Raw genomic sequence first — 16279 nt, forward strand, 5'->3', positions numbered from 1 at the left:
CCAGTGGGTGTCGAGCGGGGTTCGAGGCCCGTTCCGGACGATCTGCGCATGAGGATTCTCTTTGTGGCGGGCGGCACCTCCGGGGTCATCTTCGGCATCGTCCCGCTGGCCCAGGCCGCCCGCAACGCCGGACACGAGGTCTTCATGGCCGCCCCGGAGAACGTGATGCCCACCATCACCCAGGCGGGCATCCCCGGCGTCGCCGTCTCGTCGAAGGTCATGCACGACGCGCTCGTCGACCGCCGGGGCGTCCGGGTCCCCATCCCGGAGGACCTGCACGAGCGGTACATCTTCAACGGCCGCACCTTCGGCCGGTACGCGGCCTCCTGCCTGGACGGGCTGCTGGACCTGGCCGACCGGTGGCGGCCCGACGTGGTGGTGGGCGGGGCCCTGGCCTTCGCCGCGCCGCTCGTCGCCGCCCACGCCGGCGTGCCCTACGTCAAGCAGGCCATCGACATGGGCGAGCCGCGCACCATCGACCTGGGGGCGGCGGCCGAACTCGGCCCCGAGCTGGAGCGGCTCGGCCTGTACGACATGCCGCGCGCCGACCTGTTCGTCGACATCTGCCCGCCCAGCCTCCGCCCGGGGGACGCACCGCCCGCGCAGATGATGCGCTACGTGCCCTACGCCACGCAGAAGCGGGTCGAGCCGTGGATGTACGCCAAGGGGGACCGGCCCCGCGTCCTGGTGTCGGCCGGCAGCCGCGTGACCCCCGAGTCGGACTTCGACATCCTGAGCGGGCTGGTGGACAAGGTCGGGAAGCTGGACGTGGAGCTGCTCATCGCGACCCCCGAGTCCGTGGCGGAGAAGCTGCGCCCGCTGCCCGGGCACGTGCGGGCCGGGTGGATCCCGCTGCACCTGGCGGCCCCCACCTGTGACCTCGTGGTCCACCACGCGGGCGGCAACACCACCATGGGTTACGTCTCCTACGGCGTGCCGCAGGTCCTCATCCCGTACCTGCCCTACTGCGTCGACTACAGCCGGCGGCTGAGCGACTACGGCGCGGCGCGGATGATCGACCCCGCGGACGACTCCGCCGAGACCGTCGCGCGCGTCTGTGCGGAGATGCTCGCCACGCCCTCCTACCGGGAGCGGGCGCGGGCGCTGGCCGACGAGGTGGCCGGGCTGCCCGGGGCGGCCGAGGCCGTGACGGCGATCGAACGGCTGGCGGCCCGCGGGCACTGACGTTCCGGCCGGGCCGGAGCCACGACTTCAAGGCGCAAGAGGGGCGAGAAGGGTATTCACGTGATCAATCTGTTCCAGCCCGCGGTCGGTGACGAGGAGCTCTCCGCCGTCGCCGACGTGTTCCGCGACAAGTGGCTCGGCCACGGCCCGCGGACCAAGGCGTTCGAGGCGGCGTTCGCCGAGCACCTCGGCGTCGAACCGGACCGGGTCGTCTTCCTGGCCTCCGGCACGGCCGGTCTCTTCCTCATCGTCGAGTCCCTGGGCCTCGCCGAGGGCGACGAGGTGGTCATGCCGTCGATGAGCTTCCTCGCCGCGGCCAACGCCGTCCTGGCGTCCGGCGCCCGGCCCGTCTTCTGCGACGTCGACCCGCGGACGATGAACCCGCGCTGGGAGGACGTCGAGGCGGCCCTCACGCCCCGCACCCGGGCCGTGCTGCTGCTGCACTACGGCGGCCAGCCCGGGCACGTGGCCGAGATCGCCGAGCGCTGCCGCGAGCGCGGCCTGACCCTGATCGAGGACTCGGCCTGCTCGATCGCCTCGACGGTGGACGGCCGGGCCGTGGGCACCTTCGGGGACCTGGCCATGTGGTCCCTGGACGCGGCGAAGATCCTGACCACGGGCGACGGGGGCCTGCTGTACGTCCGCGACGCCGAACAGGCCGCGCGGATGCGGCGCCTGGCCTACCACGGCCTGACGCAGGCCACCGGCTTCGGCTACGCCAAGGTGTCCCACCGGTGGTGGGAGCTGGAGGTGCCGGAGATCGGGCGCCGCGTCATCGGCAACGACCTGACCGCCGCGATCGGCACGGTGCAGTTGCGCCGGCTGCCGGAGTTCATCGCCCGCCGCCGGGAGATCGTCAAGCGGTACGACCACGAGCTGGCCGACGTGGCGGGGCTGCGGCTGCCCCCGCCGCTGCCGGACCACCACACGTCCTCGCACTACTTCTACTGGGTGCAGATGGACGCCGCGATCCGCGACGGCGTCGCCGCCGACCTGCTCGCCGCCGACATCTACACCACGTTCCGGTACGCACCGCTGCACAAGGTCCCCACCTACGGCTCCGACCGAGTGCTGCCCGCCACCGACCGGGCGGCGGGCGAGACCCTGTGCCTGCCCCTGCACCACGGGCTGAGCGACGACGACGTCCGTACGGTCGCCCGGCGGCTGCGCGAGGCCGTGGCGGACCGCGGCCGGGCCGCCGGCGCCCTCTGAGCGGCCCGGGGAGAAGGGAACGGGAGAGGGACATGCGCCTGCTGTTCATGGCCACGCTCGGACAGACCCTGCACGAGGTCACCCTCGGGCTCGACCTGGCCGCGCAGTTGAAGGACGCCGGGATCGGCGCCCACTTCGTCGTCGACCGGTACAACGAGGGCCAGTTGGCCGCCGCCGGCCACCCGTACACCCTCGTGGACACCTCCATGGGGCCGGGCGTGCGCGACGTCGTCGCCCGCGCCGTGCGGGAGTCGCGGCCGGACGCGATCGTCCTCAGCGACTACATGGCCCACTGGCTCACGCACGTCGTCAACTACGGGATCGACCCGTGGTTCGTCGACGACTTCGGGCTGCCCGTCATCCCCATCGACTCGGTGAACCTGGAGAACACCAACCTCGAACTGGAACTCCTCGGCCGGCCCACCCAGGTCAGCGACCGCATCCTGACCGCGCCCGCCCACCTGCTGCCGGTGCCCGCGAACCGGCCGGACGCCACCGGCGGGCGGGGGCTCCCGTACCGCGCCGACCGGACGCCGGCGCCGCCCACCCCCACCGCCCGGAAGGAGCTGCGCCGGTCGCTGGGGGTCCGCGACGGGGAGCGGTTGCTGATGCTCCCCACCCTGCCGTGGCAGCGGATCATGCAGACCCAGGCCGGGCCGCGCACCCGCGAACTGGCCGTCCGGGTGCCGCGCCTGGTCGGGCAGTACCTGCGGCGGCTGCCGTCGCGCACGCGGTTCCTGGCGGTCGGGCCGTACCTCGACGGCTTCACGCTGCCGGAGGACCGACTGCACGTCGAGGAGTCGTACACCGCGGGGCGGTACGCCTCGCTGCTCGCCGCGTCCGACGCGGTGCTCGGCCTGTTCCTCCCCTCCTTCGCGCTGGAGCGGGCGGTCCTGGTCGACGTGCCGGGCCTGTTCACCGTCAACACCTTCGACATCGACGGCGGGCCGGGGCTGCAGCGGCTGGCCGACGCCTTCGGCGGTCTCTCCCCCGCCGTCCGCTCCTGGCTGGCCGGGTTCCCCGGGCCGGTGCCGCCGTTCCACATGTGGCCGCTCCAGTGGAACGCGGTCGTGAGCCGCCTGCTGGAGGACAACCCGCTGACCACGACCGCGCTGCGCACCGAGCTCTTCGACGAGGAGTCGGTGGTGACCGGGTTGGAGGCCGTGCTGTACGACCCCGGTACGCGGGACCGGCTCGCCGCGGCCCGGGCCGACTACCGTGACGCGATCGCGAAGCTGCCGGAGACCGCCGAGGTGTTCCTGACGGCGGCCCGCCGGTGCGGCGTGACCGTCTGACGGCGGGGTCCGGACACGGGCACAGGCGCGGGGTCCGGACGGGGGGTCCGGACGCGGGGCCCGGACGCGGGGAGGCCCGGGACGGCTGGTGCCGTCCCGGGCCTTTCCGCGCCACTCGGACGGCGCCGGGCGGACCGCGGCGCTCAACCGCGTCACTCGGACCGTGACGTGACGCCCGGACCGCGCCGCCCGGACCGGCATCGCCCGGACCGCGCCGCTCAGACCGCGGCGAGCAGGGCGCGCAGCGAGTCGTCCAGGTCGCGGCGGGGCCGCCACTCCAGGGCCCGGCGGGCGAGGGTGACGTCCAGGGCCTGCCAGGCCGCCGCGGAACTGGCGGAACCGCCGGGCCCCGCGCCCGGCTCCGGCCGCGCGGCGGCCGACCGGCGGACCGGGACGCCGCTCAGCTCCACCAGGCGGTCCACCACGTCCTGCACGACGACGGCCCGCCCGCTGCCCACGTTGACGACGCGTCCGGCCACGCGCGCGCGGGGGGCCCGGGCGCAGGCGACGACCGCGTCGGCGACGTCCCCGGCGTCGACGAAGTCCCGCCGGGCGGTCGCCGGTGCCAGGTCCCACTCCATCGGGCCGGGCCCGCGGTGCGCGGCGAGCCGGGCGGCGAGGGAGCCGAGCAGGCTCCCGGTGGGCGCGCCGGCGCCGCAGACGTTGGAGATCCGCAGGACCACCCCGTCCACGCCGGACGTGCCGGCGGCGTCCAGCACGGCCCGGGTGGCGCGCAGCTTGGTCCGCCCGTACGCGGTGTCGGGGGCCGGCGGGTGGTCCTCCGCGAACGGCCGGCCGGCGGTCCCCGGCCCGTACTCGTGGACCGTGCCGAGCTGGACGAGCCGCGGGCGCCGCGGTGCGGCGGCGACGGCGTCCAGGAGCCGGCCCACGAGGTCCGCGTTGGCGGCCTCCTGCTGCTCGGGGGTGACGCCCCAGACCTGCCCGGCGGCGTTCACGACGGTGTCGGCCGCCACCTCGTCGAGCAGCCGGGCGAGCCGGGCCGGCGGTTCCCGCAGGGGGTCGAGGTGTTCCCAGCGCCGTACGGACGGCGGGGCGGAGCTGCCGGGGTGGCCCCGGGAGACCCCCGTCACCCGCGCCCCCGCGGACCGGAACGCGTCGCAGAGGTGGCGTCCGAGGAAGCCGGTGGCCCCCAGGACGACGACCGAGGTGCCCGTCATCGGCTCACCCCCGCCACTCGGCCAGGACGCCCGCGGCGAGCGTCTCCTTCAGCGACGCCGCGCCGGCGTCCCGGTCGGAGATCAGCGGCGGCTCGGTGAAGCCCCACGGCAGGTCCAGGTCGGGATCGAGGGGATCGATGTTGATCTGCGTCCCCGGTACGTACGTGGTGGACACGACGTAGCAGATGCAGGTGTCGTCCGCGAGGCTGAGGAAGCCGTGGGCCACGCCCTCGGGGATGAAGAGGCAGCGGCCGGAGTCGGCGTCCAGCTCCGTGACCGCGTGGGTGCCGAAGGTGGGTGAGCCGGTCCGCAGGTCGACGATGACGTCCCGCAGCGCACCGCGCACGCAGGAGACGTACTTGGCCTGGCCGGGCGGGACGGCGACCCCGTGCAGTCCGCGCAGGACGTTCCGGCGCGAGACCGAGAAGTTGATCTGCCGGGGCCGGAAGGGCCGGCCGATCGCCTCTTCCAGCAGGTCGGTCCGCAGCGACTCGTAGAACGTCCCCCGGTCGTCGGCCAGTTGCTCCGGGGTGATGACGTAGGCTCCCGGAACGGCCGTCTCCGCAACTCGCACGATGGGGCCACCTCACTTCGCGGCCGTGGATTCCCGGTGGGCGGCGACCACCCGCTCCAGGTCGCGCACCACCTGGGCGGGGACGGGCATCCGCTCCACCTCGTCGCGCAGCCGCAGGGCCGCGGTCCGGTACGACGGGTCCTCCAGCAGGTCGCGGACGGCGCCGGCGATGTTGGCCGCGCTGTCGTCGTCGGGGTCGATCAGCCGCGCGGCGCCCTGGTCGGCGATGCGCGCGCTGTGCTCCTCCAGGCCCGGCAGGTACGGGACGAACACCTGCGGCACTCCGTTGGCCAGGCAGGTGAGGGTGATGTTGCCGCCCGCGTGGTGGACCATCACGTCGCAGGTGGGGGCGAGGACGTCCACGGGCAGCCAGCCGGCCCGTGCGCCCTCGGGGAGCTCCAGCCGGGCCGCGACGTCGTCGGGGGTGGCGATCAGCAGCTCGATGTCGAGCGGCGCCACCTTCTCGACCAGGCCGTTGAGCAGGTCGAAGTCGTCGTCGGGGGTGACCCTGCTGCCCGCGCTCACCAGGACGCGGGGCCGGTCCCCCTTGGTGTACATCCAGGGTTCGAGGGCGCTCTGCGTGCTGCACGGGATGTGGCGCAGCGGCAGGGCCACGGGGGCGGTGGGGGGGCGCACGCTCTCCGGCATGAGGGTGACGGAGAACGCGGGCGGCGGCGTCCCGTGCAGGCCGAGGCGCTCCATCTCGGGAGCCAGTTCGGCGGCGGCCGCGAGGTCGATGTCGAGGGGCTCGGCGATGTCGGTGGCGAACCGCACCCAGGGGACGCCGGCGTGGTGGGCGACGAGCGGACCGGCGTACGCGAGGACGTTGCTGACCACCAGGTCGGGGCGCCACTGCTCCACCAGGTCGATCAGGGCGTCGAACGAGTGCGCCGCGAGCCGCCCGAACATGCGCCCGATGGCGATGTTGCGCTCCGGGCCGCGGGCCGGCGTCGGCACGAGGACGCCCTCCCGGTTCACCCGGCAGTCCTGGATCGTGCGCTCGGTGACGGAGACCGCGGGAATGCCCGAGCCGAGGATGGCCGACATGGTCACCTCGGGGCCCGTCATGATCACTTCATGGCCCGCGTTCCGGGTCGCCTGGGCCAGCGGGATGTCCGGGAAGATCGTCCCGGCACCGTTTCCCCCCACGAAAAGAATCTTCATGGCCGCATCGTCGGGTCCGCCCTTCGAGCCTCGCTCGAAGGCGCTCCCCCACGGGGGTGCGCGGTCCGTGCTTACGGACCTTCGAGCGGTTCTCGAAGGGCGTGCCGAACGCTGGGCGGGACCGAGGGGACCACCGCGAGCCGCCGTCCGGCCTCCCCTCCACGAGAACGCACCCCACCTACGAGGAGGCCGCCGTGTTCCGGCACACGTCCGAAGTCCACGGCTGGTACGCCGAACGCCGGCGGGCCCAGCGGCACGTGGTCACCCTCACGCCGTTGGACCGGCTCGACGGCTGGTCCTTCGACCCGGCCACGGGCGACCTCCGGCACGCCAGCGGACGGTTCTTCACCGTCGAGGGGCTCCAGGTGGACACCGACCACCGGGAGGTCGACTCCTGGCAGCAGCCGATCATCGTGCAGCCGGAGTCCGGCATCCTGGGCATCCTGGTCAAGGAGTTCGGGGGCGTCCCCCACTTCCTGCTCCAGGCCAAGATGGAGCCGGGGAACATCAACCTGCTCCAGCTCTCGCCGACGGTGCAGGCGACCCGGAGCAACTTCACCCGGGTGCACCGCGGCGGCGCCGTCCCGTACCTGGACCACTTCCTCGCACCGCGCCGCGGCCGTGTCGTCTTCGACTCCCTCCAGTCCGAGCAGGGCTCGTGGTTCCTGGGGAAGCGGAACCGCAACATGGTCGTCGAGACGACGGAGGACGTGCCGCTCCGGGACGACTTCTGCTGGCTGACGCTGGAGCAGATCGGCGACCTGCTGAGCGTGGAGAACCTGGTCAACATGGACACCCGGACCGTGCTGTCCGGCCTCCCCGGGACGTACGGGGGGAGGTTCGGCGGCGGCGGGGCCGAGGACCGCGGGCTGCACCGGATGGCGGAGCTGCTCAGTTGGTTCACCGAGGCGAAGGTCGGGCGCCGGCTGGAGCGGCGCCGCGTGCCCCTGTCCAAGGTCGAGGGCTGGTCCGTGGGCGGCGAGCGCGTGGAGCACGAGGAGGGCCTCTACTTCTCCGTGGTCGGCGTGGACGTGGAGGCGGAGGGACGCGAGGTGAGCCGCTGGTCGCAGCCGATGCTCGCCCCCGCCTCCCGCGGCGTGGTCGCGTTCCTCACCCGCGCCGTGGACGGCGTGCCGCACGTGCTGGTCCAGGCCCGGACGGAAGCCGGTTCCCGCGACGTGCTGGAGATCGGCCCGACCGTGCAGTGCGCCCCGGAGAACTACCGGCACCTCCCCGCCGAGCTGCGGCCGCGCTTCCTCGACGAGGTGCTGGGGGCCGCGCCGTCCCGCGTCACGCTGGACGTCGTCCACTCCGAGGAGGGCGGCCGGTTCCACCACGCCGAGAACCGCTACCTGGTCGTGGAGGCGGGGGACGACGTCCCCCTCGACCCGGGCGACGACTTCGTCTGGATGACGCCCGAGCAGCTCGGCGCCCTGGTGCGGCACAGCGGCTACGTGAACGTCGAGGCCCGGAACCTGCTGACGTGCCTGAGGTACCTGCGGTGAGCGCGACACCCGTGGCCGGCCGGCCGGTGCGCCTGGGGGTGCTGGGGTGCGCCGACATCGCGGTCCGGCGGGTGCTGCCGGCCCTGGCCACCGTGCCGGGGGTGACCCTGGCGGCGGTGGCCAGCCGGAGCGGCGCCCGGGCCGCGCAGGTCACCGACCGGTTCGGCGGTGACCCCCTGGAGGGGTACGACGCGCTGCTCGCCCGCCCGGACGTCGACGCCGTGTACGTCCCGCTGCCGGCCGCGCTGCACGCCCCGTGGGTGGAAAAGGCGCTGGCGGCCGGCAAGCACGTGCTGGCGGAGAAGCCGCTGACGACGTGCGTGGCGGACACGGCGCGGCTCGTCGGCGCGGCCCGTGCGGCGGGGCTGGTGCTGAGGGAGAACGTCATGTTCGTCCACCACCCCCAGCACCACCACGCGCGGCGGCTGCTCCGGGAGGGCGCCATCGGGGAGGTCCGGACCGTGGTCGCGGCGTTCGCGATCCCGCCCCGGCCGGCACACGACATCCGCTACCGGCCGGAGCTCGGGGGCGGCGCCCTCTTCGACGTCGGGTCGTACCCGCTGCACGCCGCCCGGTTCCTGCTCGGGGACGGGCTGGAGGTCGTCGGCGCGACCCTGCGGACCGACGGGGACCGGGGGGTGGACGTGTCCGGCACCGCCCTGCTGGCCGGGCCCGGCGGGGTGACCGCACAGGTGTACTTCGGCATGGAGCACCACTACACGTCCCGGTACGAGGTGGTGGGCAGCGCCGGGCGGCTCACCGTGGACCGGGCCTTCACCCCGCCGGCGGACCACCGGCCCGTGCTGGTGGTGGAGCGGAGCGACGGCACGGAGCGGCTGGAGCTGGAGCCGTTCGACCAGTGCGCGGGCACCCTCGACGCCTTCGTACGGGCCGTCGCGGCGGGAGCCGGCACGGCCGGTGAGGCGATCGTCCGGCAGGCGGAGCTGATCGCAGATGTCCATCGGAGCGGGACCCGCGGCGTGCGGCCGGCTCCACGACCGGCGCGAGACGCCGTGGAAGGCGAGGACCGATGAAGGACGCCAAGGCCCGCATCCTGGAGCAGGTGCGCGAGTACCACGGCTCGGACGAGAAGGAGTTCGAGCCGGGCCGGACCGCGGTGTGGCCCTCGGGCGCGGTGTTCGACGCGGAGGACCGGGTCGCGCTGGTGGAGGCCGCGCTGGACATGCGGATCGCGGCCGGCGTCAGTTCGCGGCGGTTCGAGCGGGAGTTCGCCCGCTACTTCCGGCTGCGCAAGGCGCACCTGGCCAACTCCGGTTCCTCGGCCAACCTGCTGGCGCTGTCGGCGTTCACCTCGCCGCAGTTGGAGGACCGCAGGCTGCGGCCCGGCGACGAGGTGATCACGGTCGCGGCCGGCTTCCCGACCACCGTCAACCCCATCATCCAGAACGGCCTGGTGCCGGTCTTCGTCGACGTGGAGCTGGGCACCTACAACGCCACGGCCGAACGGATCGCGGAGGCCGTCGGGCCCCGCACCAGGGCGATCATGGTCGCGCACGCGCTCGGCAATCCGTTCGCCGTCGAGGAGGTCGCCCGGATCGCCGAGGAGCACGACCTGTTCCTCATCGAGGACAACTGCGACGCGGTGGGCTCGACCTACCGCGGCCGGCTCACCGGCACCTTCGGCGACATCGCGACCACGAGCTTCTACCCGGCCCACCACATCGCGATGGGCGAGGGCGGCTGCGTGCTGACGGACAACCTGGTCCTGGCGCGGATCGTGGAGTCGATGCGCGACTGGGGCCGGGACTGCTGGTGCGAGCCGGGCGAGGACAACCGCTGCTTCAAGCGGTTCGACTACCAGATGGGCACGCTGCCGCACGGCTACGACCACAAGTACATCTTCTCGCACGTCGGTTACAACCTGAAGTCCACCGACCTCCAGGCCGCCCTGGGGCTGAGCCAGCTCGGCAAGCTCGACGCGTTCGGGGCGGCCCGCCGCGCCAACTGGCGGTTCCTGCGGGAGGCGCTGGACGGCGTGCCGGGGCTGATCCTGCCGCGCGCCACCGAGGACAGCGATCCGAGCTGGTTCGGCTTCGCGCTGACCGTCAAGCCCGACGCCGGCTACACCCGCGAGGGGCTGGTGGCCTTCCTGGAGGGCCGGAAGATCGGCACCCGTCGTTTCTTCGCCGGGAACCTCACCCGTCACCCGGCGTACCTCGACCGGCCGCACCGCATCAGCGGTTCGCTCGCCAACAGCGACATCGTCGCCGGGCACACCTTCTGGGTCGGGGTCTACCCGGGCCTGACCGAGGAGATGGTCCGCTACATCGCCGAGTCCGTCCGCGACTACGCGGTGAAGAACTCCTGACGTCCGTGCCGGGCCGCGGCGACGCGGCAGGAAGGTTCACCATGCCCCACGCACACCAGTCGTCCCTGGCCTCGGCGGCCCGCGACGTGGCGCCGCTCGCCGCCGCGCACGCCGCGACCGCCGAGGAGCGGCGCCGGCTGCACCCCGCGGTGGCGGAGGCGTTGATCGCCGCCGGCTTCCCGCACCACTTCGCCCCGGACCTGCCGGGCCGCTCCCCCGGCACGTTCACCGGGCTGCTGGAGGCCGTCGCCGTGCTCGGCGAGGAGTGCGCGTCGGCGGCGTGGGTCGCCTCGGTCACCGCGAGCGCGGGCCGGATGACGGCGCACCTGCCCGCGGAGGGCCGGGCGGCCGTCTGGGAGAAGGGCGCCGGCACGGTGGTGGTCGCCGGGCTGATGCCGGCGGGGACGGCACAGCGGGTCCCGGGCGGCTGGCGGGTCCGGGGCGAGTGGGCGTACGTCAGCGGGGTCGACTTCGCCGACTGGACGCTGGTCGCGGCACGGACGGAGGAGGCGGGGCGGACGGCCGTACGGGTGCTCGCGGTGCCCCGCGCCGACCACGCCGTCGTCGATTCGTGGTTCGTGATCGGCATGCGGGGCACCGGCAGCCACACGGTGGTGCTGGACGACGTCGTCGTGCCGGACGAGCGGTCGGTGCCGCTGGAAGTGGTGCTCCGGGGCGAGGCGTCCGAGGGGTCCGCACCCTGCCACCGGGTGCCGCTGAAGGCCGGCAACGGGCTGACGCTGGCGGCGCCCCTCCTGGGCGCGGCCCGCGGCGCGCTGCGGCGGTGGCGGGAGCTGACCGGGGCGAAGCTGGCGGCTCCGGGCGGGGCGATCTCCGGCGGGCCCGACCCCGGCCCGTACGAGCAGGTGCTCGCGCGGGCGGAGGGAGAGCTCGACGCGGTGGAGCTGTTGCTCGGCCGGGCGGCCCGGGTCGTCGACCGGGGCGGGGTCACCGCGGTGGAGACGGCCAGGAACGCCCGCGACTGCGCGCTGGCGGCGGAGCGGCTGGCCGCGGTGGTGGACGGGCTGCTGCGCACCGCCGGCACCCGGGGCCAGGCCGAGGCGGAGGCGCTGCAACGGCACTGGCGCGACGTGAACTGCGGCGCGGGGCACAGCGGGCTCCAGTGGGCACCGGCGGCGAGCGCCTACGCGCGGCTGGTCGGGGCGCCGGGCCGCTGAGGGGTCCGGCCCCCCGTGCCGACGGCCACGGCCGGCCCCACACGGGGCCGGCCGTGGCCGTCGGTGCGCACGGGGCCGGGTCGGTGGTGTTCCTCACACGGCGGTGGCGGTGCGGTGGTCCCGCTGGACGGGGAACCGGCGCACCGGGGAGTGGGGGGACGACGGCGGGTTCAGCACCGCCAGTTGGAGCCGCTGGAGTTCCGGCGAGGGTTCCAGGCCCAGTTCCCGGTCGAGGATGCGGTGCAGGGTGCGGTAGGCCTGGAGCGCCTCGGCGCGGCGGCCCGAGTGGTTGAGGGCGGAGATCAACTGGCCGTGGAACCACTCGTTGAGCGGGTACTCGTTGACCAGCTCGGACAGCTCCGGGATGGCGTCGCGCTGCCGGCCGAGCCGGATCTCCGCCTCGATGCGCAGTTGGAGGCCCCGGATGCGCAGCTCCTCCAGGTGGACGATGCGGCCGGTGAGCACGTCCCCGGCGGGGATGTTGGACAGGGCGGGGCCCCGCCACAGGGCGAGGGCCCGGCGCAGGAGGCCGAGGGCGCGTTCCGGCTCGTCGTCCTGAAGCGCTTTCTGGCCGCGTGCGATGAGGTTCTCGAATATCTTGACGTCGACCTCGTCGTCCTCCACCTGAATAACATATCCAGGCGCGCGGGTTACGAGAAGGGTACGTTCGGGTGCCACGATCCCTTCGCTTACAAAAAGTTTACGCGCGTGATAAATGTAGGTCTGAAGGGTCGTCAGCGCGCTCTTCGGCGGGGCTTCGCCCCAGAGTTCCCGGATCAGCGAATCCGAGCTCACGGTCTCGTTGGGCCTGGTGAGGAGCAGTGCCAGCGACTGGCACACTTTCGGCGTGCTCGGTAGGCGGGAACGGCCGTCTTCCGTGATGATTTCGAATGGCCCGATCAGATTGAATCGCATTGGAGCACCCCCATGGTGTCGTTCAGTCGACTTGCCCTTCAGCTATCTGGCCAACAACTCCACAGTAGATCAACGGGCGCGAAGCCGAGGTTTCACAGGAGGGAAATGTCATGTCCCTCCGGCGAGGGGTGTGAAAAGAGTCAGGGGGTGCGAAATCCGGCCGTTCTCCGGCCTATCCCGCATTCTTCCAGCCGGGGCCGGGGGCGGTGGTCCAGGAGCGCGCCGCCCCGTGCGCGGACACGACGGACGGCCACCCCGCCCGCCCGGCGCGCCCCGTCCGCCGTACCCGCGCCGCCGCCTCCTCCTCCGCCGCCGCGGCGGAGGCCAGGACCGCTGCCAGCACCACGGTCACCGCGGCCGTCTCCTCCGGGGCCGGGGACCCGCGCGTGATGCGCCACGTCCCGCTCACTGGGGCTGGTTCCCGTGCTTGCGGCCGGGCAGCTGCGCGTGCTTGTGCCGCAGCATGTCCAGGGCTCGGATCAGTTCCGTCCTCGTGTCGGCCGGGTCGATGACGTCGTCGACGAGCCCGCGCTCGGCCGCGTAGTACGGGTGCATCAGCTCCCTGCGGTACTCCTCGATGCGGGCGCGCCGGGTCTCCTCGGGGTCCGGCGAGGCGGCGATCTCGCGGCGGAAGACGACGTTGGCGGCGCCCTCCGCGCCCATGACGGCGATCTCGTTGGTCGGCCAGGCGAGCGAGACGTCGCAGCCGATGGAGCGCGAGTCCATGACGATGTACGCGCCGCCGTACGCCTTGCGCAGGATCACCTGCACCCTCGGCACCGTCGCGTTGCAGTACGCGTACAGCAGCTTGGCGCCGTGCCGGATGACGCCCCCGTGCTCCTGGTCGACGCCGGGCAGGAAGCCGGGCACGTCGACCAGGGTGACCAGGGGGATGTTGAAGGCGTCGCAGAACTGGACGAAGCGCGCCGCCTTCTCGGACGCCTCGATGTCCAGGACCCCGGCCGTCACCAGCGGCTGGTTGGCCACGAAGCCCACGGTCTGGCCGCCCAGCCGTGCCAGGGCGCAGACCACGTTGGCCGCCCACAGCTCGTGGACCTCGAAGTACTCGCCGTCGTCGGCGATTTCGGCGATGACGTGGCGCATGTCGTAGGCGCGCTGGGGATCGGCGGGCACCAGGTCCGCCAGCGCTTCGCAGCGCCGGTCCACGGGGTCGTGGACGGGTTCGGCGGGCGGCAGTTCCCGGTTGTTGGCGGGCAGGTACGCCAGCAGGTGCCGTACGTCCTCCAGGCAGCTCTCCTCGTCGTCGTACGCGAACGCCGCGACGCCCGAGGTCCGCGCGTGCACGTCGGCGCCGCCCAGCGCGTCGTGGCCGATCTGCTCGCCGGTGACGGCCTGGACGACGTCGGGGCCCGTGATGAACATCTGCGAGGTGCCGCGCACCATGAAGACGAAGTCGGTCAGGGCCGGGGAGTACGCCGCGCCGCCCGCGCACGGGCCCATGATGACGCTGATCTGGGGGATGACCCCCGACCCGCGCACGTTGCGCTGGAAGATGCCGCCGTAGCCGGCCAGCGCGGTGACGCCCTCCTGGATGCGGGCGCCCGCCCCGTCGCACAGTCCGACGACGGGCGCGCCCGCGGCCAGCGCCAGGTCCATGATCTTGTGGATCTTCTGGGCGTGGGCCTCGCCGAGGGCGCCGCCGAAGATCCGGAAGTCGTGCGCGTACACGAAGACCGTGCGCCCGTCGACCTCACCCCACCCGGTGACGACGCCGTCCGTGTGCGGCCGGCGGTCCTCCAGGCCGAAGCCGGTGGCGCGGTGGCGGCGCAGCGCCTCGGTCTCCACGAAGGTGCCCTTGTCGAAGAGGAGCTCCAGGCGCTCGCGGACCGTCAGCTTGCCCCGGGCGTGCTGGGCCGCGGTGGCCTTGTCGCCCGGTCCGGCCAGGACGCGGTCGCGCAGCTCCCGCAGCTCCTCCACGCGCGACCGCAGGTCACCCGCCGGGCCGGGCTCCGGCGGCGCGGGCCGCGGCGGGCGGGCGGCGGCCCTGCGGGGCGGTGCCGGCTCCGTCCGGTCGGTCTGTGGGGTGTCGTCGACGATGCTCACGCGTGCCCTTTCCGAGAGGAGTTCGGCCCCTGCCGCACCGGAGCGATGCCGGGCCCCGTCCCCTGAAGGCTGAAGAGTGCCGCTAAAAGGGGGCTCGAACGGCGGTCCACGCGGTCAGGCACGGCAGGCGGGAAGCCCGCCGTGGTGCGCGACCATCTCGGAGAACAGCAGGCCGACGTCCATCGGTTCGCCCGGTGCCGCGCCCCGCGCCTCGGCGTAGGCCCGGTGCAGGTTGGGGACGAGCCGCTCGGAGTCGAGCAGGTCGGCGTACGCTCCGAGGTCGGCGTCGCGCGCCGCCTCCAGCGGGGTGACCCCGGCCGCGATGCCCTCGGCCGCCAGTTCCTGGACCCGGCGCAGGTAGCCCTCGGTGACGTCGAGCAGCTCGGGGCCGCCCACGGGCCCGTGTCCGGGCACGATGGTCTCGGCGCCGAACGCCCGGAGCCGCTCCATCACCTCGATGGTGCCCGCGACGGAGCCCATCAGGCAGAACGGGGTGGCCCCGGACATGACGAGGTCCCCGGCGTACAGCACGCGCCGGTCGGGGAGCCACACGACGGTGTCGCTCGCGGTGTGCGCCGGGCCCAGGTGGACGAGCTCGGCGCGGACCCGGCCGACGTGCAGGGTGAGCCGGTCCCGGAAGGTGAGGTCCGGGAGGGTCACGGTGATCTCGCCCCACGGGACGTCGGGCCACAGCCCGGTCAGGTGGAGGCCGGTCGCCTCCATCTCGGCGCGGGCGCCCTCGTGGGCGACGATCACGGCGTCGTCGGCGAACAGGTGGTTGCCGAAGGTGTGGTCGCCGTGCGAGTGGGTGTTGACCACCAGGCGCGGCGGCTGCGGCGACACCCGGGCGACGGCCTCCTTGAGGGCCTGCGCCCGGGCCTGAGTGGCGGCGGTGTCGACCAGCGCCGAGCAGCCGTCCGAGACGACGAGTCCGGCGTTGTTGAGGCACCATCCGCCGTCGGGCTGCACGTAGGCGAAGACGTCCTCCGCGACCTCCTGCAGCCGGGGGGTCGGGGTGGCGGGGTGGCGGGGGGTCACGGGCAGCTCCCTGGGGTGCGGGTCGTTCGGGTACGGGGGTCGGGGCGCGGGGCCGGGGGCGCGGGCGCGGGGGGGGCACAGGCGCCGTGGGCCGGGGGCCGTGAGCCGGGGGCGCGGGCGCGGGGCCGGGGAGAGGGCCCGGCGGACGGCCGCGCGCACCGGCGCGGCCGTCGTCGCGGCCCCTCGGGCCCGGGCCCGGGAGAGGGCCCGGCGGACGGCCGCGCACACCGGCACGACCACCGCCCCGGCCCGTGGGCCCGGGCCCGAGGGATGGGGCCCGGCAGGCTGCCCCGCACGGCAGCACGGCCACCGCGCCCCGGCGGGCCGACCGGCCGTCGGGGACGGCCGGTGCGGACCCGCAGACCCGGGCCGGAGGGGCGAGGCCCGGCAAGCAGCCCGCGCGGTGGCGGGGCCGCCGCGTCGGGCGGGTCGTCCGGCCGGGCCGGGGGCGGCCGGTACCGCCGGGGGCGGCCGGTGCCGCCGAGAGCGGCCGGCCCCGCCGGGGGCGGCCTGTGCCACCGGGGGGCGGCCGGCGCGGGCCCGTGGTGCGGCGGCTCGTGGACGGCGAGCGCCGCCGCGCCGGCGGGCTAGGCCCCGTACCGGCCGCCGTCGCGCGGCCCGCCGGGGGCGGCCGACCCGGGC

Annotated in this window: 14 protein-coding genes and 1 pseudogene; 7 read left to right on the top strand and 8 right to left on the bottom strand. The window is 74.4% G+C overall.

Features of this window, described 5'->3' with window-relative positions; all coding sequences use genetic code 11:
* The first annotated feature begins 48 nt into the window (after positions 1-48).
* The 3 genes from AC07D6_RS09250 to AC07D6_RS09260 are packed head-to-tail and all read left to right on the top strand — an operon-like array spanning position 49 to position 3692.
* Positions 49-1185 (top strand): nucleotide disphospho-sugar-binding domain-containing protein, encoded by a 1137-nt coding sequence (locus AC07D6_RS09250; RefSeq protein WP_479043113.1) that lies wholly within the window; start codon positions 49-51, stop codon positions 1183-1185.
* Positions 1186-1245: 60 nt separating this feature from the next.
* Entirely contained in the window at positions 1246-2397 is a 1152-nt protein-coding gene (locus AC07D6_RS09255) for a DegT/DnrJ/EryC1/StrS family aminotransferase (RefSeq protein ID WP_479043115.1), read from the top strand.
* Positions 2398-2429: 32 nt separating this feature from the next.
* The gene (locus tag AC07D6_RS09260; protein WP_479043116.1) at positions 2430-3692 is read left to right on the top strand and encodes a DUF6365 family protein; all 1263 of its coding nucleotides are present in this window, start codon (positions 2430-2432) and stop codon (positions 3690-3692) included.
* A 218-nt stretch (positions 3693-3910) separates the two neighbouring features.
* Here AC07D6_RS09260 and AC07D6_RS09265 read toward each other — a convergent pair whose 3' ends face one another.
* From AC07D6_RS09265 to AC07D6_RS09275, 3 genes are read right to left on the bottom strand one after another with little or no spacing between them, the layout of a single operon-like run.
* Entirely contained in the window at positions 3911-4870 is a 960-nt protein-coding gene (locus tag AC07D6_RS09265) for an NAD-dependent epimerase/dehydratase family protein (protein ID WP_479043117.1), read from the bottom strand.
* A gap of 4 nt (positions 4871-4874) precedes the next feature.
* Positions 4875-5444, bottom strand: a complete 570-nt coding sequence (locus tag AC07D6_RS09270; RefSeq protein ID WP_315875653.1) for a dTDP-4-dehydrorhamnose 3,5-epimerase family protein — start codon at positions 5442-5444, stop codon at positions 4875-4877.
* A 12-nt stretch (positions 5445-5456) separates the two neighbouring features.
* Positions 5457-6608: a nucleotide disphospho-sugar-binding domain-containing protein gene (locus AC07D6_RS09275; RefSeq protein WP_479043118.1), complete on the bottom strand. Its 1152-nt coding sequence runs from the start codon at positions 6606-6608 to the stop codon at positions 5457-5459.
* 194 nt (positions 6609-6802) lie between these two features.
* On the opposite strand from AC07D6_RS09275, the gene AC07D6_RS09280 reads away from it, so the two are divergent.
* Genes AC07D6_RS09280 through AC07D6_RS09295 form a run of 4 tightly spaced genes read left to right on the top strand, consistent with a single transcriptional unit; the run spans position 6803 to position 11620 of the window.
* A complete protein-coding gene (locus AC07D6_RS09280) occupies positions 6803-8113 on the top strand; it encodes an NDP-hexose 2,3-dehydratase family protein (protein ID WP_315875655.1) in 1311 nt (436 codons plus the stop codon).
* Entirely contained in the window at positions 8110-9147 is a 1038-nt protein-coding gene (locus AC07D6_RS09285) for a Gfo/Idh/MocA family protein (RefSeq protein WP_315875656.1), read from the top strand. The genes AC07D6_RS09280 and AC07D6_RS09285 overlap by 4 nt, the downstream gene beginning before the upstream one ends.
* Positions 9144-10442 carry a lipopolysaccharide biosynthesis protein RfbH gene (rfbH, locus tag AC07D6_RS09290; protein ID WP_315875657.1) on the top strand — a complete coding sequence of 433 codons (1299 nt, stop codon included), beginning with the start codon at positions 9144-9146 and terminating at the stop codon, positions 10440-10442. Before AC07D6_RS09285 ends, rfbH begins: the two co-directional genes overlap by 4 nt.
* Before the next feature lie 41 nt (positions 10443-10483).
* Entirely contained in the window at positions 10484-11620 is a 1137-nt protein-coding gene (locus AC07D6_RS09295; RefSeq protein WP_315875658.1) for an acyl-CoA dehydrogenase family protein, read from the top strand.
* A 93-nt stretch (positions 11621-11713) separates the two neighbouring features.
* Here the strand turns inward: AC07D6_RS09295 and AC07D6_RS09300 are convergent, their stop codons facing one another.
* From AC07D6_RS09300 to AC07D6_RS09320, 5 genes and pseudogenes are all read right to left on the bottom strand, one after another.
* Positions 11714-12244: an AfsR/SARP family transcriptional regulator gene (locus AC07D6_RS09300; RefSeq protein WP_315875874.1), complete on the bottom strand. Its 531-nt coding sequence runs from the start codon at positions 12242-12244 to the stop codon at positions 11714-11716.
* Between the two features lie 66 nt (positions 12245-12310).
* Positions 12311-12535 (bottom strand): annotated as a pseudogene (locus AC07D6_RS09305) (AfsR/SARP family transcriptional regulator); the annotation flags it as partial.
* Positions 12536-12707: 172 nt separating this feature from the next.
* A complete protein-coding gene (locus AC07D6_RS09310) occupies positions 12708-12887 on the bottom strand; it encodes a hypothetical protein (RefSeq protein WP_479043120.1) in 180 nt (59 codons plus the stop codon).
* A 53-nt stretch (positions 12888-12940) separates the two neighbouring features.
* On the bottom strand, positions 12941-14599 hold the full coding sequence (locus AC07D6_RS09315) for an acyl-CoA carboxylase subunit beta (RefSeq protein ID WP_391652621.1): 1659 nt from the start codon (positions 14597-14599) through the stop codon (positions 12941-12943).
* A gap of 114 nt (positions 14600-14713) precedes the next feature.
* Positions 14714-15637: an MBL fold metallo-hydrolase gene (locus AC07D6_RS09320; protein ID WP_315875660.1), complete on the bottom strand. Its 924-nt coding sequence runs from the start codon at positions 15635-15637 to the stop codon at positions 14714-14716.
* Between the last annotated feature and the right edge of the window lie 642 nt (positions 15638-16279).

Source organism: Streptomyces sp. NPDC045287 (assembly GCF_056432325.1).